21 protein-coding genes are annotated in these 26,300 nt (G+C 56.8%); 11 read left to right on the top strand and 10 right to left on the bottom strand.

The genetic code is table 11. From position 1 onward, the window contains the following. Positions 1-133: 133 nt before the first annotated feature. Entirely contained in the window at positions 134-1,081 is a 948-nt protein-coding gene (locus AC3WRD_RS07290) for a site-specific integrase (protein ID WP_102619993.1), read from the bottom strand. Positions 1,082-1,259: 178 nt separating this feature from the next. On the opposite strand from AC3WRD_RS07290, the gene AC3WRD_RS07285 reads away from it, so the two are divergent. The 3 genes from AC3WRD_RS07285 to AC3WRD_RS07275 all read left to right on the top strand — a co-directional run bounded on the left by AC3WRD_RS07285 (position 1,260) and on the right by AC3WRD_RS07275 (position 6,240). After that, on the top strand, positions 1,260-2,294 hold the full coding sequence (locus tag AC3WRD_RS07285; protein ID WP_102619994.1) for a DNA-binding protein: 1,035 nt from the start codon (positions 1,260-1,262) through the stop codon (positions 2,292-2,294). A gap of 290 nt (positions 2,295-2,584) precedes the next feature. Further along, positions 2,585-4,489 carry an ATP-dependent nuclease gene (locus AC3WRD_RS07280; RefSeq protein WP_102619995.1) on the top strand — a complete coding sequence of 635 codons (1,905 nt, stop codon included), beginning with the start codon at positions 2,585-2,587 and terminating at the stop codon, positions 4,487-4,489. After that, positions 4,489-6,240, top strand: coding sequence for a UvrD-helicase domain-containing protein (locus AC3WRD_RS07275; RefSeq protein ID WP_102620060.1), 1,752 nt, complete (start codon positions 4,489-4,491; stop codon positions 6,238-6,240). The genes AC3WRD_RS07280 and AC3WRD_RS07275 overlap by 1 nt, the downstream gene beginning before the upstream one ends. A 45-nt stretch (positions 6,241-6,285) precedes the next feature. Here AC3WRD_RS07275 and AC3WRD_RS07270 read toward each other — a convergent pair whose 3' ends face one another. From AC3WRD_RS07270 to panB, 9 genes are all read right to left on the bottom strand, one after another. Continuing rightward, positions 6,286-7,566 (bottom strand): tyrosine-type recombinase/integrase, encoded by a 1,281-nt coding sequence (locus AC3WRD_RS07270; protein ID WP_102619996.1) that lies wholly within the window; start codon positions 7,564-7,566, stop codon positions 6,286-6,288. A gap of 1,189 nt (positions 7,567-8,755) precedes the next feature. Beyond that, positions 8,756-9,271 (bottom strand): cupin domain-containing protein, encoded by a 516-nt coding sequence (locus tag AC3WRD_RS07265; RefSeq protein WP_102619997.1) that lies wholly within the window; start codon positions 9,269-9,271, stop codon positions 8,756-8,758. Between the two features lie 131 nt (positions 9,272-9,402). Further along, on the bottom strand, positions 9,403-11,013 hold the full coding sequence (locus tag AC3WRD_RS07260; protein ID WP_102619998.1) for a gamma-glutamyltransferase family protein: 1,611 nt from the start codon (positions 11,011-11,013) through the stop codon (positions 9,403-9,405). Between the two features lie 25 nt (positions 11,014-11,038). Then, entirely contained in the window at positions 11,039-12,130 is a 1,092-nt protein-coding gene (locus tag AC3WRD_RS07255) for a polyamine ABC transporter substrate-binding protein (RefSeq protein ID WP_102619999.1), read from the bottom strand. Positions 12,131-12,150: 20 nt separating this feature from the next. Beyond that, entirely contained in the window at positions 12,151-12,930 is a 780-nt protein-coding gene (locus AC3WRD_RS07250) for an amino acid ABC transporter ATP-binding protein (protein ID WP_096821383.1), read from the bottom strand. A gap of 2 nt (positions 12,931-12,932) precedes the next feature. Then, positions 12,933-13,709, bottom strand: a complete 777-nt coding sequence (locus tag AC3WRD_RS07245) for an amino acid ABC transporter permease (RefSeq protein WP_102620000.1) — start codon at positions 13,707-13,709, stop codon at positions 12,933-12,935. 11 nt (positions 13,710-13,720) lie between these two features. Further along, positions 13,721-14,527, bottom strand: coding sequence for an ABC transporter substrate-binding protein (locus AC3WRD_RS07240; protein ID WP_102620001.1), 807 nt, complete (start codon positions 14,525-14,527; stop codon positions 13,721-13,723). A 79-nt stretch (positions 14,528-14,606) separates the two neighbouring features. Next, on the bottom strand, positions 14,607-15,275 hold the full coding sequence (locus AC3WRD_RS07235) for a GntR family transcriptional regulator (RefSeq protein WP_096821385.1): 669 nt from the start codon (positions 15,273-15,275) through the stop codon (positions 14,607-14,609). Between the two features lie 299 nt (positions 15,276-15,574). Next, a complete protein-coding gene (panB, locus tag AC3WRD_RS07230; RefSeq protein WP_102620002.1) occupies positions 15,575-16,399 on the bottom strand; it encodes a 3-methyl-2-oxobutanoate hydroxymethyltransferase in 825 nt (274 codons plus the stop codon). A gap of 214 nt (positions 16,400-16,613) precedes the next feature. Here panB and AC3WRD_RS07225 point away from each other — a divergent pair, with 214 nt between their 5' ends. From AC3WRD_RS07225 to AC3WRD_RS07190, 8 genes are all read left to right on the top strand, one after another. Further along, positions 16,614-17,489, top strand: a complete 876-nt coding sequence (locus tag AC3WRD_RS07225; protein WP_158243855.1) for a LysR family transcriptional regulator — start codon at positions 16,614-16,616, stop codon at positions 17,487-17,489. Between the two features lie 591 nt (positions 17,490-18,080). Next, on the top strand, positions 18,081-19,955 hold the full coding sequence (locus AC3WRD_RS07220; protein WP_102620004.1) for a 3-dehydroquinate synthase: 1,875 nt from the start codon (positions 18,081-18,083) through the stop codon (positions 19,953-19,955). Next, positions 19,952-20,842: a UbiA family prenyltransferase gene (locus AC3WRD_RS07215; RefSeq protein ID WP_102620005.1), complete on the top strand. Its 891-nt coding sequence runs from the start codon at positions 19,952-19,954 to the stop codon at positions 20,840-20,842. Before AC3WRD_RS07220 ends, AC3WRD_RS07215 begins: the two co-directional genes overlap by 4 nt. Then, positions 20,839-21,594 carry an EboA domain-containing protein gene (locus AC3WRD_RS07210; protein WP_102620006.1) on the top strand — a complete coding sequence of 252 codons (756 nt, stop codon included), beginning with the start codon at positions 20,839-20,841 and terminating at the stop codon, positions 21,592-21,594. The genes AC3WRD_RS07215 and AC3WRD_RS07210 overlap by 4 nt, the downstream gene beginning before the upstream one ends. A gap of 36 nt (positions 21,595-21,630) precedes the next feature. Next, the gene (locus tag AC3WRD_RS07205) at positions 21,631-22,515 is read left to right on the top strand and encodes a TatD family hydrolase (RefSeq protein WP_096821431.1); all 885 of its coding nucleotides are present in this window, start codon (positions 21,631-21,633) and stop codon (positions 22,513-22,515) included. Beyond that, positions 22,512-23,744, top strand: coding sequence for a metabolite traffic protein EboE (gene eboE / locus AC3WRD_RS07200; protein WP_102620007.1), 1,233 nt, complete (start codon positions 22,512-22,514; stop codon positions 23,742-23,744). The genes AC3WRD_RS07205 and eboE overlap by 4 nt, the downstream gene beginning before the upstream one ends. After that, positions 23,734-25,179, top strand: coding sequence for an alkaline phosphatase family protein (locus tag AC3WRD_RS07195; protein WP_102620008.1), 1,446 nt, complete (start codon positions 23,734-23,736; stop codon positions 25,177-25,179). The genes eboE and AC3WRD_RS07195 overlap by 11 nt, the downstream gene beginning before the upstream one ends. Further along, positions 25,158-26,300, top strand: a complete 1,143-nt coding sequence (locus tag AC3WRD_RS07190) for a hypothetical protein (RefSeq protein WP_102620009.1) — start codon at positions 25,158-25,160, stop codon at positions 26,298-26,300. Before AC3WRD_RS07195 ends, AC3WRD_RS07190 begins: the two co-directional genes overlap by 22 nt.

Below are 26,300 nucleotides of genomic sequence, written 5' to 3'. Positions count from 1 at the left end.
CATGGAGTACCTAGTGAATCTCTTGAGCGTTGAGCATTCTTGTATCCATGATGGGTAAACCTGGGATGTGACGAAAGTAAACTGCGGCGTCTACCCTGGGCGCTCTGTGTCAAACCGATGTTGCAAGACGACTTTAGAGGATTTCCATTTTGGGCACTGATGGCTTCAACGCAAGGCCGCCAAAAGAGGAGCCCGCATCAACGTACCTAATCGCTGACTTGATGTCCTTCCAGCCGACATAGCTCATCAGTGACTTGATATCCCAACCATTAGCGGAAGCCCAAGTGGCAAACCCGCGCCGCATCGAGTGGCTACTGTAGATGTCCGATGGCACACCTGCCTGCGTAAATATGCGACGCAGCATTGGGATCAGGCTGTTGGAATTGATTCCGTCGTCAGCAAGGTTGCCCCAGCGATCAATCTTCCTAAAGACGGAGCCGCGAGCAATGCCGGCCACGGTGATCCAGTTCATGTAAGCCTGCACAGGACATAGCTTCTTGAGGGCAGGGGTATGGAACGTCGTCCCTTGGTGCTGTCGATCGCCTTTGGTGTAAGGCAAATAGAAGGTGATGCCGGCGCCGGCCTCCGCTTGAGTATGCTCGACTTGTAGTCGTGCCAGTTCGTCCCCGCGAAACCCTCGCCAAAAACCAATCAACACTAAGGCTATGTCGCGTCGACATTTCATCACGCTTCGGTAGTCATTCCGCTCAGCGGCAAGATTTGCTTCGCGCTCAAGCCAGATCACAGCTTGCTCCAGGTGAGTGAGGAGGAGAGGGGCCGCCTGCTTTTCTTGAGCCGGATGCAATGTCCGGATGCCTTTGAGCACCTGCCGCACGTTGGGCGTTTTCGTTGGGTCAGGAAACCCCTGCGTGATGTGCCACTGAGCCAGGGCAGCCAGACGCTGCTTCAGAGTGCTGATGGTGTGCTTGTCCGCGTACTCAGCCAGGTAGCGAACGATGCCATCGCCAGTCGCAGGCAGAAACCCTCCCCAAGTCACTTCGAAGTGTTCCACCGCGGCGCGGTAGCTACGCCGGGTGTTTTCCCGGGTGCCGGCCTGTAGGTACCGATCAGCCTTGTTCATATCGCCCCTTCAATGCGAAACGTAAATTTTCCAGCGATTGAAACGCAAAAATCAGCCTTATAATGCGATAAGCCTCCATTATTTGATCATAGAAATACGATTTTCGTGACTGATTTTTTATCTAGATGTAATATGTAATTACACATTACGTTTACACTACGAAATCGCAGGAGAAGACATGGCACGCGGCGGTATTAACAGGGCAATCGTCCAGATAGCACGAGATGCGCTGATCGCTCGAGGTGTAAATCCGAGCATCAATGCGGTGCGCGTCGAGCTTGGAAATACGGGCTCGATGACGACCATTGCCCGCTATCTGGGCGAACTCGAAAAAGTGGAGCCGCGGCCAAACGAACGCCGTGAACGCTTGAGTGAGGAGCTCAGTGGACTGGTTGGCCAGTTGCTGGGGCGTTTGCTGGAGGAGGGCGCAGAAGAAGTCGCCGAGGCTCGTGCTGAACTCGATAAGCACCGAGCATCAGTCAATGAACAGCTCGCGCAGGCACAAGCTGCCTTGGCGGACTTACAGCGCCAGCACGACAACCTTCAGGCAGCGCTCGATGTCCAGGCAGGCGAATTGAGTACGTGCCAAAGCAGCTTGCAATCTGAGCTCACTCGCAACGCCCGCTTGAGCCAGAGCTGCGCCGACCTAGAAGTGCGGGTGCACGAGAAAGACGAGCAGATTCGCTCACTTGAAGAAAAACACCTGCATGCTCGTGATGCACTCGAGCACTACCGCACGGCCGTGAAAGAGCAGCGTGAACAAGAACAGCGACGTCATGAAGGGCAGCTTCAACAAATCCAGGTTGAGCATCGTCAGTTGCAGCAGACTCTTTCGGTGAAGCAGGAGGAACTCAGCCGTTTGAATCGAGACAACGAGCGTCTGCTCAGTGACTCTCGTCAGCAGACCAAGGTTATGGCCACCCAAGACGGCACCATTGCGCGACTTACTGCTGACCTCAATACCTTGGCCATCGCGTCAGCTAGAGAGGAGGGCGCCAAGGAGCAGCTTATCGATCAGCTTGCTCATTCCCGAGAAGAGTCAGCCTCCCTACGCGAATCCGTCACCCAGGCCGAGACACGAGCCAAGAATGCGCAGGTGCTACTGGAAACGACTCAGCATGAAGTCGACCAATTGCGGCAAAAGCTGAACCAACTTCCAAATGCAAAGAATCCATCACGGAGTGAGCGAGCAGATGATCAGCACCAAGAGTGATACACATCTAGATGAACCACGCGCATCCGGATTTCGGGAGGCCCTCCAGCGACTCCGGGAGCATGCGGTTGCAGGCCATCTGCAATTGCGAGCTGAGCGGAAGACTGGCCATCACTACTCAAAGGGCAGGGGGGTGGCTAGCTTGCGTGTGGGATAAACTTAAAACAGTTTTACGTGGTAATTGAAGTGTTCGCAAGGTCGCTGGCTAGTGCATGCCCCAAGCATATTTGCGTCGTTGACCGTGCTGCGACGAGCACACCTCCAGGTTTCAAGGATAAGAAAGGATTCTCATGTATCTACGTACCTTAGACATTCATGGTTTTAAGTGCTTTGGCGAGCCTTTCACGATCGAATTCCACGACGGTCTCAATGTTCTCGTGGGCGAGAATGGAGCGGGCAAGACAGGCGTCATTGCTGCCGTCCGCCAGCTCTTCAATGACTCGGAGTCTGGCAAACGGTTAATCAACGAAAGGGATTTTTATCGTGGATTTCATGAGGCAGCAGTAGAAGCACCACGGATCGATATCCAAGCTACCTTTTCTGATCTGGATGAGAATGACGCCATCGCTTTCAGGGATTGGTGCGGCAATCAAGAGGAAGCAAAACTCACATTCACTGCGCTCAATCTTGAATCTCGGGGCCGATTCAAAAGCCACCTCTTTGGCGGTTACGCAAGAACAACAGCGCTGGAAACTGAAACCCTTGACCTCATCCATTGCATATACCTACCACCTCTACGTGACGCGGAAACGAAACTCCGAGATGGGCGCCAGTCCCGACTAGCCCGACTTTTGAAGGCGCTCTGCCGCAAGGAGCTTGAAACAGCTCGTAAGGAGGGGAAGCCGCACCCCTTGGAAGAGCGAGTTGGCGCGTTCAACCAGGAACTCTCGGAGAGCGACAAGTACGCCATTAAGCAAGCCAATGAACGAATCGGCAATAGCCTGAAAGCAGCGCTAGGGTTGCATTTGTCGCAGAACACACTCATTCAGTTCTCGGAGGTGAGCTTCTCTCGCATCATTGAGGGACTTCGCCTGCTCTATTTCCCGAACTTGGCTGCGGCCGAGGCTACTCAGTTCCGATCTCTGGAGGAAAACAGTCTTGGCTACAACAACCTGCTCTACATTGCCTCGATTCTCGCTGAATTGACGTTAGAAGTGGAGGAGGAGCGAGGGGAAGAAACCTATCTTCGCCTCCTTCTGATTGAAGAACCCGAGGCACACTTACATCCCCAGCTTCAAATGCGTCTGCTGAAGCACCTCAGCACGGTGGCCAAAGAAAAAGGCATCCAGGTGATTATCACCACTCACTCTACGGTCATCTCATCTGCAGTGTCAGTTAACGAAATAATCCATATCTCAAACGCAGGCACTCCAATCGCGATTCCCCTCCGGACGTGTGGACTGACAGAACCCAGCAGGAAATTCATCGATCGGTGGCTCGATGTAACCAAATCCAACCTGCTTTTTTCCAAGGGTTCCATCCTAGTTGAAGGCATCGCAGAGGCCATGGTAATCCCAGAGTTGGCGAGGAGGGTGCTCGCTCAGTATGGTGACGGCGAAAACACGCTGGAGGATTACGGTGTATCTGTCATCAACCTAGGTGGAATCTACTTCAAACACTTCATGCAGCTGTTCTGCGACGTGAGTGATGAGAGCACAGGCGAAAACGTGCCGGTACGATGCGCCGGATTGACCGACAAAGATCCTCCAAAGACGATCACGGTCGATGGTGAAGAAGGGAAAAAGGTCTCTGTTGATTACGTTCCGCATGACGACGACCTAAGGGCTGGCGAGAACCATGCGCTCGCTTACATCGCCAAGATTGGTCGGTCACAGTTCGGGCGTCTCTTTGCAGGCAAATACAAAACCTTTGAATACGACATCGCAATGGAAGGTGCGAACCTGCAGATGATGCTCTCCGTAGCCGCTGATCTCTGGCCCGCTCAGGAGGGAACGGTAGCTCCCGAGCTACGAGAAAAAGCGAAGCTCGCTTTTGACGACATGAAAAGCCCTGAACGAGCGATTTACGCGAACGAGTTACTTACACGAATCGATTCCACCAGCGTCGGCAAAGGCATATATGCGCAGGCATTTGCTGAAAAACTGGAGAAACAAGAGGGCGAGTTTGTCGTACCTGCCTACATCCGTGAAGCCATTCTTTGGGCTTGCGGACTCGAGGAAGCCCCGGCCCGATGATCAAGCTAAGTGACGAGCAGAAAAATTACATCGGCGCACCTCTCGACAAGCACGTGTATCTCAAAGCCTGTCCAGGCAGTGGTAAAACCGAAGTCATCGCCGCCATGGTGGCCAAGGCCATTGGCGAGTGGAAGGGCTTTCCCGCTGGGATAGCCGTCCTGACCTTCTCGAACAGCGCAACGGATGAGCTGAGGGATAGATTGGTACGATACCTGGGTGAGCCAGTTCCTTTCCCTCATTTGGTGTCAACCTTCGACAGCTTTGTGCTGTCACGCCTGGTCGCTAACATCGCAAGCGAGGTCACCGAGTTTCCGGGGAAGGACGGGGATGGTCGAATCAGGATCCTGGAAAATAAGGCAGACATCTTCCATACCCGCACCAAGATCAGTGGTCGACGGATCTCCGCCTGTAAGTACAACTATGACCTCGACACTAAAGGCTTCACGTTCTCGACCGGCGATCGTGTCCAGGATACTCAGCTCAATGCTGCGGTAATTAACGAGGCTGCGTTCAGAGACCTGATTGAAACAAAAAAACGCCTATGGAAAGCAGGGTTTGCGACCTACAGAGACGTTGACATGATTGCCTTGTCGGCATTCAAAAAGCCGGAACTAAATGAGTACTTTCGACGCATCGCGAAGCGATTTCCGCTTGTCATCGTTGATGAGTGCCAAGACCTATCAGCAGAACAACTGGCTATGGTGAAAAAGCTCCATCAGCTTGGTGTGAAATTCCATTTTGTAGGTGACTTGAACCAATCCATCTACGGGTTCAGAAAGTCTAATCCTGTGAACGTGAAGAAGCTGCTAGGCGAGCTCAGTTTCGCAGAGCTCGCGCTCACGGCGAATTGGCGAAGCGGTCAGGCCATCGTGGATCTGTGCAGCGACTTACTGCAAATCGAGCGAGTTACAGGTAATCCTGAGATCGAACCGCTCAAGCCGCTTCTGCTTCAATATGCGAAATGTCCCTCTGAACTTCTACCAAAAATCATCGAGCTGACCAGCGCATACAAACACGTCGTGGTAGTCGCCCGAGGCCACAGCACGCTGCAACGCTTCCGAAAAGGCGACAAATTCACTGGAGTTGAAGTACTGGCGCTGGCATGCGTTGCTGCCGAGAGCGGGAGTTTGAAGGAACTGAACGTCGCGATAGCGTTGTTCGCCGAGTGGTTTGCAGACAAGCTCTCCCTGCAGGTGACACACACAGGCCCTCATTGCCCCGTGGTGGTTGAGTCGAAGCTCGCTTGGCGTAAGTTCGTTCATCAAAGCTTGAAGCACATGATTGCCACTGGCGCCGGCGATATGAATTTGACCTGGAAGGAGTGGGCTGCAGTAGCAAAACGAGCCATCCGTAGCTTGCCCGAACAACCGTTCGTGTTAGCCGAAATCCGCAACGAGCTTGAGCCACTGAGGAGCCTGATCATTAGATCACCTGCCAAACAGGGAGACATCGCACTCTCCGTGCGCCTTAGCCAAGGTGTTGCCCAGCAATCCTCCGTAGACGGATTACGTTACGAGACCATCCATCAAGTTAAAGGTGAAACCCACGACGCAACGGTGGTGGTCTCGTCACGTCAGCGAGGCGTTCACCTTTCCCATTGGCGGGACTGGCTCGCCGATCCAACGTCCGAAGGTTCCAGATTTGCATATGTGGCGAGTTCGCGCCCCCGGCACATGCTCATCTGGGCAGTGAAGCAGTTAAAAGCGGTTGAGAAAGACACTCTGACTGGTTTGGGGTTCGAATTTGCCTGAGAACCAGTGCTAGTAAGCATTACTGCATGCTTTTCGATTGAGGATTTAACCTCTCTCTTTCATTCCCAAACGCTTAATAGAGTGCATCCGCTCCTGGTCATGAGAGTGGTAATAAGTGTCTTGGGTAGTGCTCAGATTACTGTGACGAAGATCCAATTGCAGATCCTTGGCCTTACGAAAGGGCGCATCGAATGTCGCAGACGTGTGTCTAAGCCAGTGGGCTGACGCGGATCGCAGGCTGTTCATCTCATACGCCTCACGCTCTTCTGATTTCATTTTGGCTAAGGCATTGTCGAAGACGGATTGGAGGAGGGTACGCACTTGCCGTCCAGAAAGGCCCGACCTTCCATTCAGGGTCGTCAGCAAAGGAGTTCGCTCGTTTTCCTCAGGCAACTCGGACAATCCGAGGAATACACGGTAGCGTTTCAGGTGCTGATCGATGTACTCGTCCCGAACCGCAATCTTCCCAGCTTTGTTTCCTTTGCCGATGACGTGGTACCACCAACTCCCCTCCGGATCCTGACGAAAATCTCCCATGCAGGGTTCCCAGTTGGCTCGGCCAACGAGATCAGAGATACGGAGATACATAGCGAAAAGTGTGGCCAAGACGAAGAGGGTGCGTTCATGTCGCAATGGCTCAGTTTTTGCCATAGCCTCAGCCGTTTCAATAACATAGTCCCACTGCAGTGGAGTCAGTGCCCGGTTTAGGCCATCTCCTGCAAGGTTGCCTGTGTAATCCTGCCTGTTTTTAACCAACCTAAATGGGTTGAGGCTAACCAGGCCATCCTCCGCTAGGAACTCGTAGAAGGAACTGCAAACCGAAAAGATCTGGCTCATGGTTCCTTTCGATGCTGCATAGGCTGGGATAGGGTCGGTCTGCCGGCTATCTTTCTGATGCTTTTGGCTAAAGGGTCTCCAGTTAGGATTCGGTACTTCTGGGAACCCCACTGCGGTCTCAGGATCCTTGTTGGTGATGAAGCGGCCACGTGTCACATGGCCAATCCACTCTGAAGGTGGGTTTCGGCAAAATTTCAAATAGGCTTCGGCGTCTTGCCGCTTGAGCTGGAAGATTGATTTTTTTCTTACAATCAAAGCCCACAGAAGCAATCGTTCAACGTGAGTCCTATACGAGTTGAATGTTTGTTCGCTACTTTCATAGGCGCGTAAAAAAGAACGCACAGTCTGATAACCGGCAACTGCATCTAGGCCGCTATCGAAACTACTTACATAGTTTCTCACGAATCTGATAGACGAACCTTCGCATGAAAAGTCCTGATCCAAGAAAGACTCAAAAGTTTCAAATAACGGTTTTGGTTCAGAAGCCATTTTTGGTTACCGATTTCGACGTTTGAGGACTTCCAGTTCTGACAGTTACTGGAAGTTTGCGACTCCCCCGGTGCGCTGTATAAGGGGATGCAAGGACGAAATAATCCTAGCGGCTGAATTTTTGTCGTGCAACATCACCTCAAGAAAAAAATATCGGAGACAAGGTTGACAACTTACTAAATCCAACGCGACAGCGATTAGAGCAATTAATTAATCATATATTGCCAATTTGGCTTTTTAGGAGAGGCATATTCTTATGCACTGGCGCTCTAATCACTTAGCCACATTTACTGCAAAATTGACGCTGCGAAAGTGTCCGCTTTATTTTCACTTCTCGCTTTTCGTTTTTTGTCCGGATTATTGCAAATTGGCTGGAGCCTAGAGAAACGGGCTTGTATCTGCGAGTGAGGAAGCCAGGGTTTCTGATTTTGTCTTGAATTTTATCGCTTTAAAGGAAAAGGCGTCCTTAGGCCATATCCTAGGCCGGAAGTGCCGGATTACTCGAAAATAGCTATCGAAGGGCAATCATTTACCCGCAGCCCTCGGCATTCTTGGGGTGCAGCGTGTCAGTGTAACCGCTGTGTGGGATCTATCGAGTGCGATCCTTATACTTCCTCAGCCGGGGATTTCGAGGTTTGTGTCCAGAATAGGCCGCACGGTGTACTCGCAAGATTTTGTCCAGAAATGAGCAAATCTCATTGGAGACCGCGGGTTTTCTGGATTCCCAGTGTGTGGTGGGTAGCGCCGATAATCTAGAAGTGTCCAGAATGCAGAAGAATTGATTGACACTGTTTAAACAATCATTTGAATACTAAAACATTTAAAATCAATGGGTTATGAAAATAGAATCAGAGCAAAAGTGTCCGTAATTCATCGGATTAGAGCGAATCTTACTGGTTTCTTTAACGCTGCAAGCTAGGTGATTCAAGGGTTGTAGTGATGTAGGGGGCGTTGGTGTCCGAGAATCGCGACGGTGACATGGACGTCACAGGTGGGATTGTCGAATCAGGGCTTTAGGATGCTCATGAACATATTTAACATAGCACCTCGTTTAACATAATATACATTACACGTAACAAGATGTTACGAGATCAGCCCGGTTGCACACCCGATTTCAATCTCCACCATGGCTCCTCAAAGCACCTTGCCTTTGATACCTGGCGGTCGCTCTATTTGGAATGTGCTGCTCTCAATCCTCGTCACGAGTCAGCTTTTCAATCAGCGCTCGATGCTGCGGATACTGCGCCGTAAGCTTCCGCCGATTCCCCATTTCCATATCCGCGAAATCAAATCCTGGCGAAACCGCTTCGCTGATCAAGCCAAATCCATTCTCGCCATTCAATAGTCTGGAGGCTTTCCAGATTCCGCCTGGTACGTGCAATTGCAGATATTGTCCTGCCAATATGTCGCTGCCCATCACCAATGTCTGTAGCGAACCGTCAGGATGAATCAGGCTGTACTCGATGGCGTCGCCCAGATGGAAATAATGCAGGATGTCTGACTGATTGAAATGAAACTGGCCCACGGGCGATTCTTCGGTCAACAGGTAATAAATGGACGTCATCAAATAACGTGAACCGCCTTCGGTTTCGAGCATTTCTCGATGGTCGGCCTGAAATGTCCTGCGGAAATAGCCGCCTTCAATATGAGATTCAAGTTTCAGGGCTGCAATGACGTCTTTTGCGCTCGCCTGGCGTTTCAACATAGCCTTCTCCATTGATTTCACAGTAGATTTTCGCATAGCTCAACTAAAGGCTCATTTAGTGTAGTTAACCTAATATGTCGACACATTCGAAGATGTTAGCCTCATTTAGCGTCTTCTTCGTTAGCTTGTGCTTACCAAACCGCAATATGCGAATCCGCCCTGGGCTCAGTCCCACCACAAAGCACACCACTGACCGGATCACGAATAATAATCTGCCCTCTGCCGTAATCCGTAAGGTCAGAAGCGATCTGTACCTCATGTCCCCGTCGCGCCAGCGCATTGGCCAAATCCCTCGAAGCCCCCTGCTCGATCCCTACCTTCATCCCCCCCAGCCATTGCCAGCGTGGAGCGTCCAGCGCCGACTGCGGGTTCAATCCGAAATCCACCAGGTTCATGACCATCTGCACATGCCCCTGAGGCTGCATATAGCCGCCCATCACACCAAACGGCCCAAGCGCCTGGCCATCCTTGGTCAGGAAGCCCGGAATAATCGTATGGAACGTCTTCTTGCCCGGCGCCAGACAGTTGGCATGTTCCGGATCAAGGCTGAATTCTTGCCCTCTGTTCTGCAGCGCAATGCCGCTGTCAGGTAGCACCACACCCGAACCAAAGCCGTGGTAATTGCTCTGGATGAACGACACCATATTGCCTTGTCCATCGGCCGTGGCCAGATACACAGTACCGCTGGCATGAGGATCACCTGGCTTGGGTGGCTGAGCCTTCTCACCGATCTGCCCACGGCGCCGAGCGCTGTAGCCATCACTCAACAGATCGGCCACCGCCACGCGCATGTGCAATGGATCGGTGATGTAGTGCAAACCATCGCTGTACGCCAGTTTCATGGCCTCCAGCTGACGGTGCCAGGTCTGTTGGCTGTCACGATGATCAAAGTCGAAACCCTCGAGAATCTTCAGCGCCATCAGCGCAATCAGACCCTGGCCGCTTGGCGGGATTTCCCAGACATCCACACCGCGATAATTGACGTGGATCGGCTCCACCCATTGCGCACGGTAATGTTCCAGATCCGTAGCTCGCAGATACCCGCCAGTAGCGCGCGAATGCGCATCCAGTCGTTGGGCCAAAGCGCCGCGATACAAACTCTCGCAACGGCTCTGCGCCAACTCTTCAAGCGTCCGCGCTTGCGCTGGATTGCGAAACAGCTCCCCTGCCCTCGGCGCCCTCCCCTCAATCAGGAAAGTATCGAACCAGGCGTCCAGCACCTCGTCGCGATGGGGACTGAACTCATCCAAAGCGACTTGCCACTGATGGGCAACCACGGGCGACAGCGGAAAACCATCCCGTGCCAGGCTGATGGCCGGCTGCAACAAATCCGCGAACGGCAGCACGCCAAAGCGTTGCGAAAGTTCGGCCCAGGCCGAAGGGCAACCGGGCACCGTCACCGGCGTCCAGCCATACAGCGGCATCTGTTCATGGCCGGCCGCCTTGACCGCTTCGATGCTCAAAGCAGCCGGTGCATGGCCGTTGGCGTTGAGCCCATGCAACTGATCCTTGAACCAGACCAGAGCAAAAGCATCGCCGCCAAGACCACAACCTGTAGGCTCGACTACGGTCAGCGCAGCCGCGGTAGCGATGGCGGCGTCGATCGCATTGCCGCCCTTTTGCATCATCTCGATGCCGGCCTGAGCGGCTAAAGGCTGGGACGCCGCCACCATGCCACGACGGGCAAAAACACTCTGGCGTTGCGACGGATACGGATACTCGTGAGCAGAAAATTTCAGCATGGCAAAGACTCTTCAAAACAAGGATTCATTGACCGGACTTGATCCGGTTCCATTCGCGGGTCATCAAGCGCTGGATGTTTTCCGGCAGATCGGCGGAGACAAAGGTGTGACCGATCACCTCGTCACCCGGGTAGATTCCCGGGTTGCCGCTGACCTTGGGATCCATCAAGGGCGTGGCGTCCTTGTTCGGATTCGCATACCCCACATAGTCACTGACCGACGCAATGACCTCGGGCCGCAGCAGATAGTTGATCACCGCATGGGCGTTGGCCACGTTGCCGGCATCCTTGGGAATCGCCAGCATGTCGAACCACAGGTTCACGCCTTCCTTGGGAATCAGGTAGCGGATATCGATGTTTTTCCCGGCCTCGCGAGCCCGGGTCTGGGCCTGCATCACATCGCCGGAATAACCGATCGCCACGCAAATGTCGCCATTGGCCAGGTCGGCGGTGTACTTCGATGAGTTGAAGTAAGTCACCGAGGGCCGCAAGGTCATCAGCAGTTTCGACGCCTGCTTGTAGTCGTCCGGTTTGACGCTGTTGGGGTCGAGCCCGAGATAAAGCATCGCTTGAGGAATGATCTTCACCGGCGCATCGAGAAAGGCCACGCCGCAGCTTTTAAGTCTGGAAAGATTTTGCGGATCGAACACCATCGACCAAGAGTCCAGCGGCACGTCCTTGCCCAGCACCGCGCGCACCTTCTCCTCGTTGTAGCCGATGCCCACGGTGCCCCACATATAAGGCACGGCATAGCGGTTGCCCGGATCGGCCGCTTCCAGACGCTGCATCAAACGCGGGTCGAGGTGCTTCCAGTTATCCAGCAGCGACCGTTGCAGCGGTTGATAGGCACCAGCCCGGATCTGTTTCGACAGGAATTGGCTGGACGGCACCACCACGTCATACCCCGAGTGTCCGGAAAGCAACTTGGCCTCGAGCATTTCATTGGTGTCGAAGATGTCGTACTGAACCTTGATGGCACTGTCTTTTTCGAAGTTCTTCAGGGTATCGGGGCCGATGTAGTCGGACCAGTTGTAGACCTTCACCACCGAGTCGGCAGCCTGAATCATGGGCACCATGGCAGCGCAGCACAGGGCCGCAAACACGCTCGATAAACGCATCGTCATTATCCTTGTGAGTCTCACAGCACGCGGCTGAGAAAGGCTTGGGTACGGGGATGAGAGGGCCGACTGAATATCTGTTCCGGCGGTCCCTGCTCGATCAGTTCACCCTGATCGAGCACCACCACACGATCCGCTACTTCACGGGCAAAACCCATTTCATGGGTGACCACCACCATCGTCATGCCCTCCTCCGCCAGTTCCTTCATCACCTGCAGAACCTCGCCGACGGTTTCCGGGTCCAGGGCACTGGTGGGTTCGTCGAACAGCATCGCCTGCGGTTTCATCGCCAAGGCCCGGGCTATCGCCACCCGCTGTTGTTGGCCACCGGAAAGCATCGAGGGGTAATGGTTGGCCTTCTCCGCCAGCCCGACACGTTTGAGCAGTGCCCGCGCTTGTTCCTCCGCTGCTTTGCGCGGCACACCCAACACCTGAATCGGTGCTTCGATGATGTTTTCCAGCGCGGTCATGTGCGGGAAGAGATTGAAGCGCTGGAACACCATGCCGATGTCCCGCCGCTGACGTGCAATGTTGCGCTCCGAATCCCGCACCAGGCTGCCATCGGCCTTCGTGCGATAGCCCATGGACTGGCCGTTGACCCGAATTTGCCCGGACTGAATGTCTTCCAGCAAATTGATGCAGCGGATAAACGTGGTTTTACCGGACCCCGAGGCGCCGATCAGCACCACCACTTCACCGCGCCGGACTTGCAGGGAAATCCCTTTGAGAATTTCGAGGTTGCCGAACGACTTGTGAATGTCCAGCGCTTCGATGATCAGTTCGTCACTTTGGTGCGCCATGATTAACGTCCCCTCAGCAGTTTCAGCGTGCTGCGACCGAACATCCGGCTGGATGCCGGCGGCGGCGACGAAGGCCGATCCGACTGGCCGAAACGTGTCTCCAGCCAGCGCTGGAAGAAACCCCACAGCGTCGTGAGCAACAGGAAATAGATCGCCACCACGAGGTACAACTCGAATACCCGAAAGGTCGCCGAAGTCACCATCTGCGTGCTGAGCAACAGTTCTTGAACACCGATCACACTGACCAGCGTGGTGTTTTTAAGCATCACGTTGAACTCGTTACCCAGCGGCGGCACGATGACCCGAAACGCCTGTGGCAAGACGATACGGCGCATCAACTTGGCGAAAGTCATGCCCAGGGAGCGCCCCGCCTCGTATTGCCCCTTGTCGACGGCACCGATACCGGCGCGAATGATCTCGGCCATGTACGCGCCTTCGTTAAGGCCCAACGCAATGATCGCGGCCTGGATGTTGCCCGGAACCACCAAGCCAAAAAGATCAATGTCTTCGAAGCGGAAAATCCCGCCCGCCGCCAACGCCGTATAGAGGAAGACGATCTGCACCAGCAAGGGCGTCCCGCGCATCAGCCACACATAAAAACGCACCGGCAGATGCAGCAAAGGGTTCTTCGACAATCGCAGCAGCGCCGCCGCCAATCCCAGGACACAGCCCAGCAACATGGCCAGCACACTGATCAGGCACGTCAGCCAGAGCCCGGTGAGGTAGACCCCGCTGGGCTGCAACAGGTACTGCCAGAACACATCCCAATTGAAGTTCATCAACGCTTACCTCAATCGAGAGTGTCGCTGGAGACGTGCCATTTACTCAGGAGCTGGTTGTAGCTGCCATCGCTGCGCATGTCGGTGATCACTTGCTGCACCGCGGCACTCAGTTGCGGATCGTCCTTGCGAATACCCAGACCGGTGAGGATCCGGCTGAAGGCTGGAACGCCTTCCTCGAACAGGTCCGGTGCCATGGCGGCGTAATACCCGGCGGTTTCCACCGTGGTGCCGTAAGCATCGACCTGACTGATGCGCAGCGCCTGGAATGCATCGGTGTCGGTGTTGTAGACCACCAGTTTCATCGGTGGCTTGCCGGCCTTGGCCAGGCTTTCATTCTCGGTATCGAGCAAGGTCTTGATGGTCGAACCGTTGAGCACCGCGATCTTGTGCGCGCTGAGATCAGCCAGCGTCTTGAGCCCCTTCGGGTTGCCCTTGGGCACCACCACCGCCTGGCTGGAATACATGTAGTTGACGATGTCGATCACCTCGCGGCGCTCGGGCTTGTCGAACAACTGGTCGACGATCATGTCGCATTGCTTGGCCAGCAAGGCCGGCAGCAAGCCGGAAAACGGGATCACCCGCCACTCAACCTTCTTGTCTCCCAGACGTTTGGCGACTTCCAGGCCCAGGTCGACGGTCAGGCCTTTTGGTTTTTGTGCTTCATCGAAGGACACCAGGGGCGGCGAGTCCATGCCCGAGCAATAGGTGAGTTTGTCGACCTTGAGCAAGCGCTCCGGCACAGTGGGTGCGGCAACCGCCCACTGCGTACAGAGCCCCAGGGAAATTGCAGCCAACAGCAGGCGAGACGTATGCATGACCAGACACTCCAGTTCGGTTAGTAACGGGGCAGTTCTCAAAGTCAAAACATCGGCGGGCTCGGTGCCCGCTCTGTGGTTATCGTTCCGATTGCAGAAACTTGATGAGCTCAGGGACCGTGCCTTCGATGTGCTCGCGCACCACGGCCTCTGCCTTCGCGGCATCACCGGCACGAATTGCATCGAGGATCACCACGTGTTCCTGGCGTGCACTCAGCGGCTTTTCAACGTGCTGCAGCCAAAGACGCATGGGGGCTTCGATCAGCGAGTAGAGCGCGCTGATCTGTTTCACCAGACGAGGTCGTCCGCTGAGGCTGCACAGGTACTCATGGAACTTGCGGTGGCGACTGACCCAGGCCGCACTCTCGTCGCGGTAGTCATCCATTTCATCGAGCAGGCGTTCCAGGGCAGTCAACTGACGTTCACTGATCTTCGGCACCGCGACTCGAATCGCCAGTCCCTCAAGGGCGCTGCGCATCTCGAAGACTTCGTGCATTTCCTCGACATCCAGACCGCTGACAATCGCGCCGCGATTAGGCCTGAGCGTCACCAGACCTTGGGCGTCTAGACGGCGAAAGGCTTCGCGCACGGGCATCCGGCTCATGCCGATTTCACTGGCAATGTCCTCGGCGATCAGCCGGTCACCTTTGCGATAACGACCGCCGCAGATGCCTTCCAGAAGAAAGTTGTAGGCCTCCTCCTCGGCGGTCATCGGTTGGCGCTGGTCATAGGCGGGAGCGAATTGCATGGCGGCACCTTTTGTCATTTTGTATCCAATTATCCACGGATACATAAAAGCAGAATGCATGCCAAAACCCGCATCTTCCCGCCAAGCGATTGATTCGAATGAATTAAGGAAAAATAGCAGCGCGCACAGCGATCAGATCTGCCGGTGCGACACTGGAGATTTGCTACCTAATGGCTCATTGCGAGACCCGGAAAGGTGCAGAACGGTAGCTGAGTAACACCTCTTGAAAACAATTCGGTCGGCACCCACTCGCCTGCCAACGCAGCAGGCGAGTGAAATGAGACATTGCGCAGTGCCAATCAGCGCTTCACGCCAAAGCAGTGCGAAAGCTCAGGGAAACTTCCCTCACGAACATCCGAAGCGTACTGCCCCACGGCATCGCGGATCACCGCATGCACGTCGGCATAACGTTTAGCGAAGCGCGGTACAAACTCACCACCCAGCCCGAGAATGTCTTCGATCACCAGCACCTGGCCATCGCACGCAGGCGAGGCGCCGATTCCGATGGTTGGCACGCGCAAGGCTTCGGTCAACTCGCGGGCCAGCGGCTCTGCTACGCCCTCCAGCACAATGCAAAACGCACCGGCCGCTTCCATCGCCAGGGCGGCCTCACGGATAGCGTCTGCCGATCGTTCGTCCATGCCCTGGGCCTTGAAGCCACCCATGGTGTTGACGAACTGGGGCATCAACCCGATATGCGCCATCACGGGAATGCCCCGCTCCACCAGAAACTGCACAGTGGGCGCCATGACCGCACTGCCTTCCAGCTTCACGGCAGCGATATTGGCCTCCATCATCAACCGCGCGGCACTGCGAAAAGCCTGAGCCGGTGACTCCTGATAAGAGGCGAATGGCAGATCAGCCACCACGCACGCGCGCTGTGTGGCACGCACCACCGCACGACTGTGCTGAATCGTCTGATCCAGTGTGAAATCCAGTGTGTTGGGCTGCCCGTAGGCAACCATCGCGGTCGAATCCCCCATCAGGATAACGTCGACAAATTCGTCAACGATCTCGGCAAGCGATCGATTGTGCGCGGTCAACGACACGATCTTGCGTTTGCCCTTGCAAGCCCTGATGTCGGGTACGGTCAGACGGCGGGTTTCATTGACTGCGGTACTCATGACGTGAGCTCCTCGCGAAAACAGCGTTAAAGGAAGGACCTCTTGAATCGACGCAGACGCCAAATACGATCTCCGAACAAGGCTGGCCTCCACTTCTGATTTAATGTTCCCCGTCCTTGTATCCGGACGTTTTTCGGGGGCGATGGTAGAAGCATTTCTCCAGCCGGAGTGAGCGAACAATTTTTCTGAACCGTATGCGGAAATGGAATACAAGATGGACCTGAAGAACTTGCGCTATTTCGTGGAAGTGACAGAGCATGGAAGTTTCTCGAAGGCATCCCGCACCCTTCACGTCACCCAATCGGCACTGAGCAAAGCCGTTCAATTACTCGAAGAGGAACTGGGCGCGACGCTATTGGTTCGCAGCCGTCCGGGCGTGCCGTCACGCTTGACCCCGTCGGGCGAAGTGGTCTTCCACCACGCCAAGGGATTGCTGAGTCGCAGCAAGCAAATGCTGACGGACGTGAACTTGCTCAACAGCCTCGTCACCGGTGTCCTTCAGCTGGGGCTGCCACCCTTGGGCAGTACCGATCAAGTAGCGGCCGTGTTGACCGAGTTTCGGCGGCGCTTTCCCCAAGTGGAACTGCAATTGCGTGAGCAAGGAGGCCAGGCTCTGGAAGAGGCCGTTCGCAAGGGCGAGATAGAACTGGCGATCAGTCTGCGACCCGACGGAGACGACCTGGCCTGGCTGCCGATTTGTGAGGAACCACTGGTTGTCGTCCTGCCACCTCGCCACCCACTCGCCAACCGCCATCGACTGACACTGCCGGATTTGGCGCATCACCCATGGGTGCAGTTGCAGGGCGCCTCGATTCTCAATCACCGCATCAAGCTCTGCTGCCCTGCTGTGGACGTCAGTCGTCTACAGGCAGCCAAAAGCGACAACCTGGCTTTTTGCTTGTCATTGGTGGCCGCGAACGCAGGCCTGCTGGTATTGCCCCGACTATTGGCGCAACACCACATCCCGCCCGGTGTGGAAATCGTCCCGCTCGAATGCGCGGAACTGGAGTGGCAACTCGTCGCCATCTGGCGCAAGAACGCGCAACTGTCGATCGCGGCACAGCAATGGCTTGAACTGTTGGCCTCTTGAATAGCGAGTCTGGTCTGGGCGATGCATGGCGCAATCGTCAGGCTTGGCTGGTCTGAATGGGGATGCCGAATGTTTGAATGAATCGGTTGTTCGTACCGCAACTTTCATTCAATCATTCGTCAAAACTTAAAAGCCCTGACACGCACCCATTCACCCAACGAATCAATCAACGTAAGTTCTTATAGCCAGCGGCAATAACTCAAATAACAAAAAATAATGCCACATCGCCACCATCTCAATAGCTTGCTAATTAATCCCGTTGAAAACTCTTCTCATTACGCTGAATAAACAGCATTTAAGCGACTGCAACAAACTCACTCATCACCCTGAATGCATTAGATATTTTTTCAGTAAACAACCGCCGGCTCCCGAAACTCCCACACCCACTAAACACCTCCTGAAAAAGCCCCTCTCTCAATCGACTTGCAAAACCACAACAACCGTCTAGGTTCATGAATATCTTCAAAGGCACGATCAACTGAACAATAAAAACAGCCTACCTGACCGGAGATTTCATTCCCCTGAAATAATTCAGACTCTGCTTTAGTTGCTGAACGGAACTCAGTCATAACAATTCAAGAGGGATGCTTGATGAAGCACAGCCGTTGGTATCGTGCGCTCTCGAAAAAGGCGCCAGCCGAACATTTTTGGCTGTCACTGTTTTGCTTTGCGGGTCTTGTGATCGCCAGCTTCGTGTTGTTCGAACAGCAGATCCAGGACTTCCTCACTCATCTCGACCTGTACCTTCCGTCTTCCCCCACCCAGCAACTCAACCTGGCGCTTTTGCTGATCGCCCTGTTGGCGCTGGACGTTGTGCTGCCCGTGCCTTCCAGCGTGGTCGCGCTTCTGGCCGTGGCCATGCTGGGCAGTGTCGGCGGTTATCTGGTGATTTTCGTTGGCCTGTGTCTGGGTGCCGGGTTGGGTTATGCATTGGGCGCCGGTTATTTCCGGATGCTGTCCAGTCGCCTCGGTCTGCATCAGCGCAAGCCTGGGCAACTGGCGTATCGGCTGGGTACGCTGTCGTTGATCTGCCTGCGCGGCGTGCCGGTATTGGCTGAAACCTCTGTGGTGGCCGCCGGCATGCAACGCTATCCGCTACGAGCGTTTCTGCTGGTGACTACCCTGGCCAACGCCGGTCTGGCACTGGCCTACAGCGCCATCGGCACGGTCCTCGTCGAAGAGAACGCGCTGCTGGTGACCATCCTCGCCAGCATGGTGTTGCCGGGGCTTTTCATCGCCGGCTACAGCCTGTTCAAGACCTTGCGCAAACGCGGCGCCGAGCAAGCACTGCACGGGCGTTTCGAGGTCAGTTATGACTACCCGGTGGTGTTCACTGATCACCTGTTCGATCCGCTCAACCCGTGTCTGCATCAACAACTCACCGCCCGGCAAAACGGCCGGGTGACGGTGATGGTGTTCGCCGATGAACAACTGCTGAAAAGCGCTCCGCAACTGCTGGAACAGATCGATAGTTACTTTGCCGCCCATGCGTCGGACCTGCATTTGCAGGCGCCGCCGATTGCCGTTCCAGCCGGGGAGCTGAGCAAGGATTCACAGGTGTTGCAGCAGCTCTACACCGACATGCTGAAACATGGACTGGATCGGCATTGTTATGTCCTGGCCCTTGGCGGCGGTGCGGTACTGGATTCCGTGGGCTACGCCTGCGCTACCTTCCACCGTGGCATCCGGCTGATCCGCGTGCCAAGCACCGTGCTGGCCCAGAACGACGCCGGCATCGGGGTGAAAAACGGCATCAATGCCTTCGGCCAGAAAAACCTGCTCGGGGCCTTCTACCCTGCCACGGCCGTGATCAATGACTTCCAGTTGTTGACCAGCCTGACCCGCCGCGACCAGATCGCCGGGCTGGCCGAGGCGGTGAAGGTCGCGCTGATCAAGGACCAGGCGTTCTTCGAATGGATGGAGCAACAGGCCGACGCCCTCGCCCGCTTCGATCACCCGGCCAGCCGTTATGCGATTCGCCGCTGCGCCGAACTGCACCTGGCGCACATCACCGGCGCCGGCGATCCCTTTGAGCGCGGCAACGGGCGGCCTCTGGATTACGGGCACTGGGCCGCGCATAAACTGGAAAACCTCAGCCATCACCGGTTGCGCCATGGCGAAGCGGTCGCGGTGGGCATGGCCCTCGACGGGCTCTACGCCAATGCCCTCGGGCTGTTGAGCGACGCCGACAGTGAGCGGGTGATGAGCCTGTTGACCAAGCTCGGTTTCAACCTGTGCCCGCCGGAATTGACCCTGAAAGATGCGCAAGGTCGCTCACCGGTGTTGCTCGGGCTGGAGGAGTTCCGCCAACACCTCGGCGGACAACTCTCGATCCCGATGCTCAGCGGAATCGGCCAATCGGTGGACCTGCATGAAATCGACGACGTGCAAATGGAACAGGCGCTGCAGAAGTTGTCCGCCCGCAACGCTCCGGCGCTCGACCTGAGCGAGGGCTTTGCGAAATGAGCCAGACCCCGCAAAGCCTCAAAACCTGGTTGACGCTTGGCCGTGTCTCCAACCTGCCCACGGTGTGGACCAACACCCTGGCCGCCGCCCTGTTGGCCAGCAGCGCCGGGGCCCTGGCGCCGCCCTCGTGGCTGGTGTGGATTCTGCTGCTGTTCACCCTGTCGCTGCTGTATCTGGCCGGCATGTTGCTCAACGATCTGCTGGACGCCGACTGGGACCAGCAACACCAAAATCCCCGGCCCATCACCCTGGGTCTGGTCAGCCGCCAGCAAGTGCGCCTCGCCACCGTGTTGTTGCTGACACTGGCGGCCGCCTCGGTGCTGGGCCTGAGCCAATTGATCGATCAGCCGCATTGGTTGCTGGCCAGCGTCACCCTCTTGGTGGGCTGCATCATCGGCTACAACGTGCTGCACAAAAAATACGCCCACAGCGTGTGGTTGATGGGCGCCTGCCGCTCGGCGCTGTACCTCACGGCGGCGGCCAGTCTGGCGGTGCCACCGGAGCCGATCTGGCTCTGTGCGATGTTGCTGGGCGTTTATATCAGCGGGCTGACCTACCTGGCCCGCAATGAGCACAACAATGAGTTGCTCAGTCGCTTGCCCCTGATCCTGATGCTGAGCCCGCTTGCGTTGGCGATCTACTCCGACAACCTGTGGTTCTGGCCGGTACTGCTGCTCTGGCTCGGCTGGCTGGGCTGGCATTACTGGCATCACCTCGCCAATCCGCAGCATCGAAAGGTCCGCGCTTTTATCGGCGCCGGCCTGGCAGCGCTGCCTCTGTTCGATGCGTTGGTGATGGCCGTGGCCAACCAGCCGTTGGGCAGCCTGCTGTGTGTCCTGGTGTTTTTCCTGCTCCCACACTTTCAGCGCTGGATCAAACCGACATGAACATGGACGTCACTGCGCCGCCAACGGCGGCCCTCGGCATGCGCCACGATTGCCTCGCCGAACACCTTCAGGTCTTGACCCGGCAACTCGATGACACCGAGCTGCACTGGTGGCGTCAGGCACAGGCGCAACTGGCCCGGCAGCCGGACGCCAATACTGCGGCGCTCTTGAGCGGCCAGTGCAAGCGGCATCTGCGTGACCGTGCACTGCCCGACAGCCACTGGAGCCTGATCCAACTGGCTCGCGCGTTGTTGCTGGCGCAGGTCCTTGAACTGTCCTCTGAGGGCGGACAATTGTCCCTGCTGCGCCAGCTTTTTCTCTGGGGCGACGATCAGGAAAAGATCGCCACCCTCAAAGCCTTCGACTGGCTCGACAGCCACGGGGTGTGCGTCGAACTGGCGTTGCAGGCCGGACGCACCAGCAACAGCCAGGTGTTTGCTGCCCTCGCCCTCGACACGCCCTACCCGTCGCGTCATTACCCGGAACGGGCCTTCCACCAACTGGTGCTGAAAGCGCTGGGCATGGGGCTCGCTGTCCGACGCCTGATCGATCTGCCACAGCGACGCAGCGTCACCCTCAATCAATTGGCCCTCGACCTGCTGGAAGAACAGCTCGCCGCTGATCGAACCGTGTCCGCCGGATTGCCCCTGGCGATTGCCTTCGACCAGCTCAGCCAGGCGCAACACCAGCGACTGGCCGACCTGAACCAACAGCAGCGCCTGCCGCCGGAATGGCGCAGCCATCTGAACTGATGCCCAACGATTCCTTTCCCTTGACGAGGATTCACCATGCCCAAGTACTTTGATCCGCATATTCATATGGTCAGCCGCACCACCGACGACTACCAGAACATGGCCGCGGCCGGGATCACTGGGGTGATCGAACCGGCCTTCTGGCAGGGCCAGGCCCGGACCAGTGTCGGCAGTTTCATCGATTACTTCGACACCCTGTTGGGCTGGGAGCGCTTTCGCGCCAGCATGTTCGGCATCCATCACTTCTGCACCATCGGCCTCAATCCCAAGGAGGCCAATGACTTGTCGGTGGCCAACGAGGTGCTGGAGATTCTGCCGCGGTATCTGGTGAAGGACGGCGTGGTGGCGGTAGGCGAAATCGGCTACGACGACATCACGCCCGAGGAAGACCGCTTTCTCGCCGCGCAACTGGAACTGGCCAGACAGTTCAACCTGCCGGTGCTGGTGCACACGCCGCACCGCGACAAGATCGGCGGCACCAAACGGACGTTGGCAGTGATTCGCGAGGTGGGGATCAATGAGAACCTGGTGATCATCGACCACCTCAATGAACTGACCCTGCCGTTGGTACTCGACAGCGACTGCTGGCGCGGCCACTCGATCTACCCCAATACCAAAATGTCGGAACAGCGCATGGTCGCCCTGCTCCAGCAGTACGGCACCGAAAAAATGGTGGTCAACAGCGCCGCCGACTGGGGCATCAGCGACCCGCTCAAAGTGCCGAAAACCGGTCAGGCGATGTTGGCGGCCGGCTTCAGCGAGGCTCAGGTCGAGCAAGTGCTGTTCCACAACCCGGTGGATTTTTTCGCCCAGAGCGGTCAACTGGACAAAACCCTGATCAGCACCCCGCTGCCCATCGATCAGCGCCGGCAGTGGCAGGAAAACTCCGCCCTGCGGGGCCAGGAACCGGTGATCAAATGAATGCCGGCATGGGCTGGACGCCCGGGCAGATCGGCTATTGCAGCAATGTGCACCCGACTCGCGACCTGGCCGGGTTGCAGTCTTCGATCGAGCAGCACTTTCAGGGCGTGCGGACCCTGCGCGGGCTGCCGGCGCAGGACAGCGGGCTGTGGATCAGTGCCCTCGCCGAGTCCAAGCTGCAACAGAAGTCGGCGCGTTCGGCGTTCCTCAGCCTGCTGCAACACAGCGGGCTACGGCTGACGTCGCTGAACGGGTTTCCCTACGGTCAGTTTCATGACCGTGCGGTGAAAGCCGAGGTCTACCTGCCGAGCTGGGCCGAGCCGAAACGCCTGGCGTACAGCCTCAATCTGGCGCACATCCTCGCGCAGGCCTTGCCGCCGGATTGTCATCAGGGCGTGATTTCCAGCGTGCCGCTGGGCTATGCCGCCACCTGGAATCCAACGCTGCAACAACGGGCCGAGTATCAACTTCGCGAACTCACGGCTTCACTGGCCCAGCTGCATCGGGAAACCGGCAAGAAGATCGTGTTCTGCCTGGAAATGGAACCGGACTGCGTGCTGGAAACCACTGCCCAGGCCATCGCCTTCTTCCGCCGCTGGCAAACCACGGACCCGAACCATGCCTACCTGGCGCTGTGTTTTGACGTCTGCCATCAGGCGGTGATGTTCGAAGACTGCTATCAGTCGCTGGAAAAGCTGCGTCAGGCGCGGGTGCCCATTGGCAAGATCCAGTTGTCCAATGCCTTGATCTGTCGTCTGCCTTGCGATGACGACAAGCGCCGCGAACAGGTCCTCAAGACCTTGAGCGACTTCTGCGAAACCACCTACCTGCATCAAGTGAAGGCGCGCGATGCACTGGGTCAGCTGCAGGCCTGGGCGGATCTGCCCGCGGCCCTCGTCGAATGCGCCAAACACCCGCAGCGATACCCCGAGCTGAGGATTCATTTCCACATCCCGTTGTTCAGCGAACAGCTGTTGTTGCCCGAGCTGAGCGGCAGCCAGATCGCCCTGTCGCAGACCTTCGATTTTCTCGCCAGCTATGAGGATTTCAGGCCGGTGCTGGAAGTGGAAACCTACAGTTGGGGCGTCCTGCCCGCGCAACTGCGGCCGACGACCGAGTCCGCCCAGCTTCAGGGAATCGCCGCAGAGCTGAAATGGGTCGAGGACCAGTTGCGGCAACGGCAATTGCTGCAACCACAAGCGCAGGAGGCGTACGCCGATGCGCTCTGATCATGCACGTCAACCGCTGCTGCTGATCAATGTGGTCGGGCTGACGCCATCGCTGCTGGGTGACGCGACGCCGCACATCAATGCCCTGCTGAAAACCGCCAAAATGGCCAGCCTGCAACCGGTGTTTCCGGCCGTCACGTCGTCGGTGCAGGCTTCGATCCTTACCGGGCGCCCGCCGTCCGAGCACGGCATCGTCGGCAACGGCTGGTATTTTCGCGATCAGGCCGAAGTGCGTTTCTGGCTGCAACCCAACGCGCTGATCCAGGGTGAAAAGGTCTGGGAGACGCTCAAGCGCGAGCTGCCAGGGTTTCGCTGCAGCCAGTTGTTCTGGTGGTTCAACATGTTCGCGGACGTGGATGCCGCCATCACCCCGCGCCCTCACTACCCGGCCGATGGCCGCAAGATGTTCGGTCTGTATTCGTCACCGGCTTCGTTGCACGAAACGATCGAACGGCAGATTGGCGAGTTTCCTTTTCCGGGGTTCTGGGGGCCGGCGGCGGGCATTGCGTCAAGCCGCTGGATCGTCGATTGCGCCATCGCTGAATTCCAGCTCAATCGGCCTGACCTGCAATTGATCTACCTGCCGCACCTCGATTACAGCCTTCAGCGCGTGGGGCCCGATCATCCGTCGATTGCCGACGAAGTGCGGGCCATCGACAAAGAAGTCGGCCGCCTGCTGGCCTTCGCCGAAGAACAGGGCGCGGCGGTGATGCTGTTGTCGGAATACGGGATCGAAGCGGTCAATCAATCGGTGTCTATCAACCGCGTGCTTCGTTCGGAAGGTTTGCTGGAAGTCCGCCAATCGCTGACCTGGGAACTGCTCGACCCCGGCGCCAGTGCCGCGTTTGCCGTGGCCGATCATCAGATCGCGCATGTTTACGTGAAGCGGGCCCAAGACATTCCTCGCGTCAAAGCACTGTTGCAGCGCCAGCCCGGCATCGAGCAGGTGCTGGACAAGGCCGAACAGCGGGCGTTTCAGCTGGATCACCCGCGCAGCGGCGAGCTGGTGGCCGTGGCCGCAGCCGGTTACTGGTTCGATTACTACTACTGGTTCGACGATCGCAAGGCGCCCGACTTTGCCCGCACCGTGGATATCCATCGCAAGCCGGGCTACGACCCACTGGAACTGTTCATCGACCCGGCCATTCGTTTCCCGAAATTGAAAGTGGCGCGGCGCCTGCTGCAGAAGAAACTCGGCTTTCGCTACTACATGGACCTGATTCCACTGGACACCGGACTGGTCCGTGGCAGTCACGGTCGCCTGCCCGAGCGCGAGGAAACCGGCCCGCTGCTCATCACCAATTGCGATCTGCCATTGCCGCAAACCCTGGCGGCAACGGCAGTGAAACAACTGCTCCTTCAGCATTTTCTGGGGCACTCATACACCCACTCGGCCAATGCCAAGGAGCTTCCATGCGGCGAGCCATTTCTATAACTGTTCTCAGTGCACTGGCCGGTTTGGCTCAGGCACAGGACACCACCCCTTTCGATTGCAGCCAGTTCCTGAAGTTTGGGAATGACATCCCCACGACCAAAGCAGCGTTCGAAAAGAACCCCGAGACCATGGCCTGGAACTGGTTCGTCTGTCTGAACCAATTCAGCCCCACCCAGGCCAGCAACCGGGTGTGGGAAACCATGAAGCCTTCGGACCAGGTTTACCTGCCCGATGGCGCTGCGCCCGGCGCCTACGCCAGTCCCGTGCCGCCTCCGACCGAGGTGATAACACAGGCCCGAACGCTGGGGATGGACCTGAACCGGACCTTCCACAACATCAATGCCACGCAACAGGTCGATGGGCTGGCGCTGCACATGGGCGGCTCCGTGCCGGCGGCGCAAAAAGGCAACCCGGTACGCTTTCAACTGCTGATGGGTCAGGACACCTTCGATTACATCGTGCAGCGTCAGGTCTACAACATGAACGGTCAGGCCGCGCTGCCGGATAACCTGGACTTCCCGGCCACCTCGTGGGAGTTGAAGGCGGCGTGGCTCTGGATCGGTTCGGATACGACCTATCGCCAAACCCTGGCCAACGACGGTTACTACATTGGCCAGGCCTATTTCCAGCAGGACGACGGCACCTATCAGGTCGGTTATGCGGCGTTGAGCGGGCTGCACGTGGTCAACAAACTGGATGACAACTGGGTCTGGACCACCTTCGAAAACATCAACAACAGCAAATACACGGTGACCAACGCGCCGACACCGACGCCGATGACCAACACCACCGGGCCGACCCCGGCCGCCAAACCGGTGAACGTCAGCTTCCAGGCCAGCAACCCGACCCTGTCGAAGTACGAACTGATCGGGGTCGAGTACCAGCCCGTCACTCAGGTGCTGGCCAACTCGCAGCTGGAATCGGCGTTCCAGAACACCTCGTCCTGCCTGGCCTGCCATGGCACCGCCGCCTACTCGAACGACAAGGGCTACTTCAATTTCGCCCTCAAGCAAGGTGGCGGCATCGTCTACCCGACCACTCCGCTGCCGGCCTCCGACTTCGCAGGCTACAAAAAACTGGACTTTGTCTGGTCGCTGAAACGCGCCCAGTGGCAACGCTAA

Source organism: Pseudomonas sp. FW215-R2 (assembly GCF_058789255.1).
Note: the sequence above shows the minus strand (reverse complement) of the source record. Positions and strands in the feature narration are given on the sequence as shown.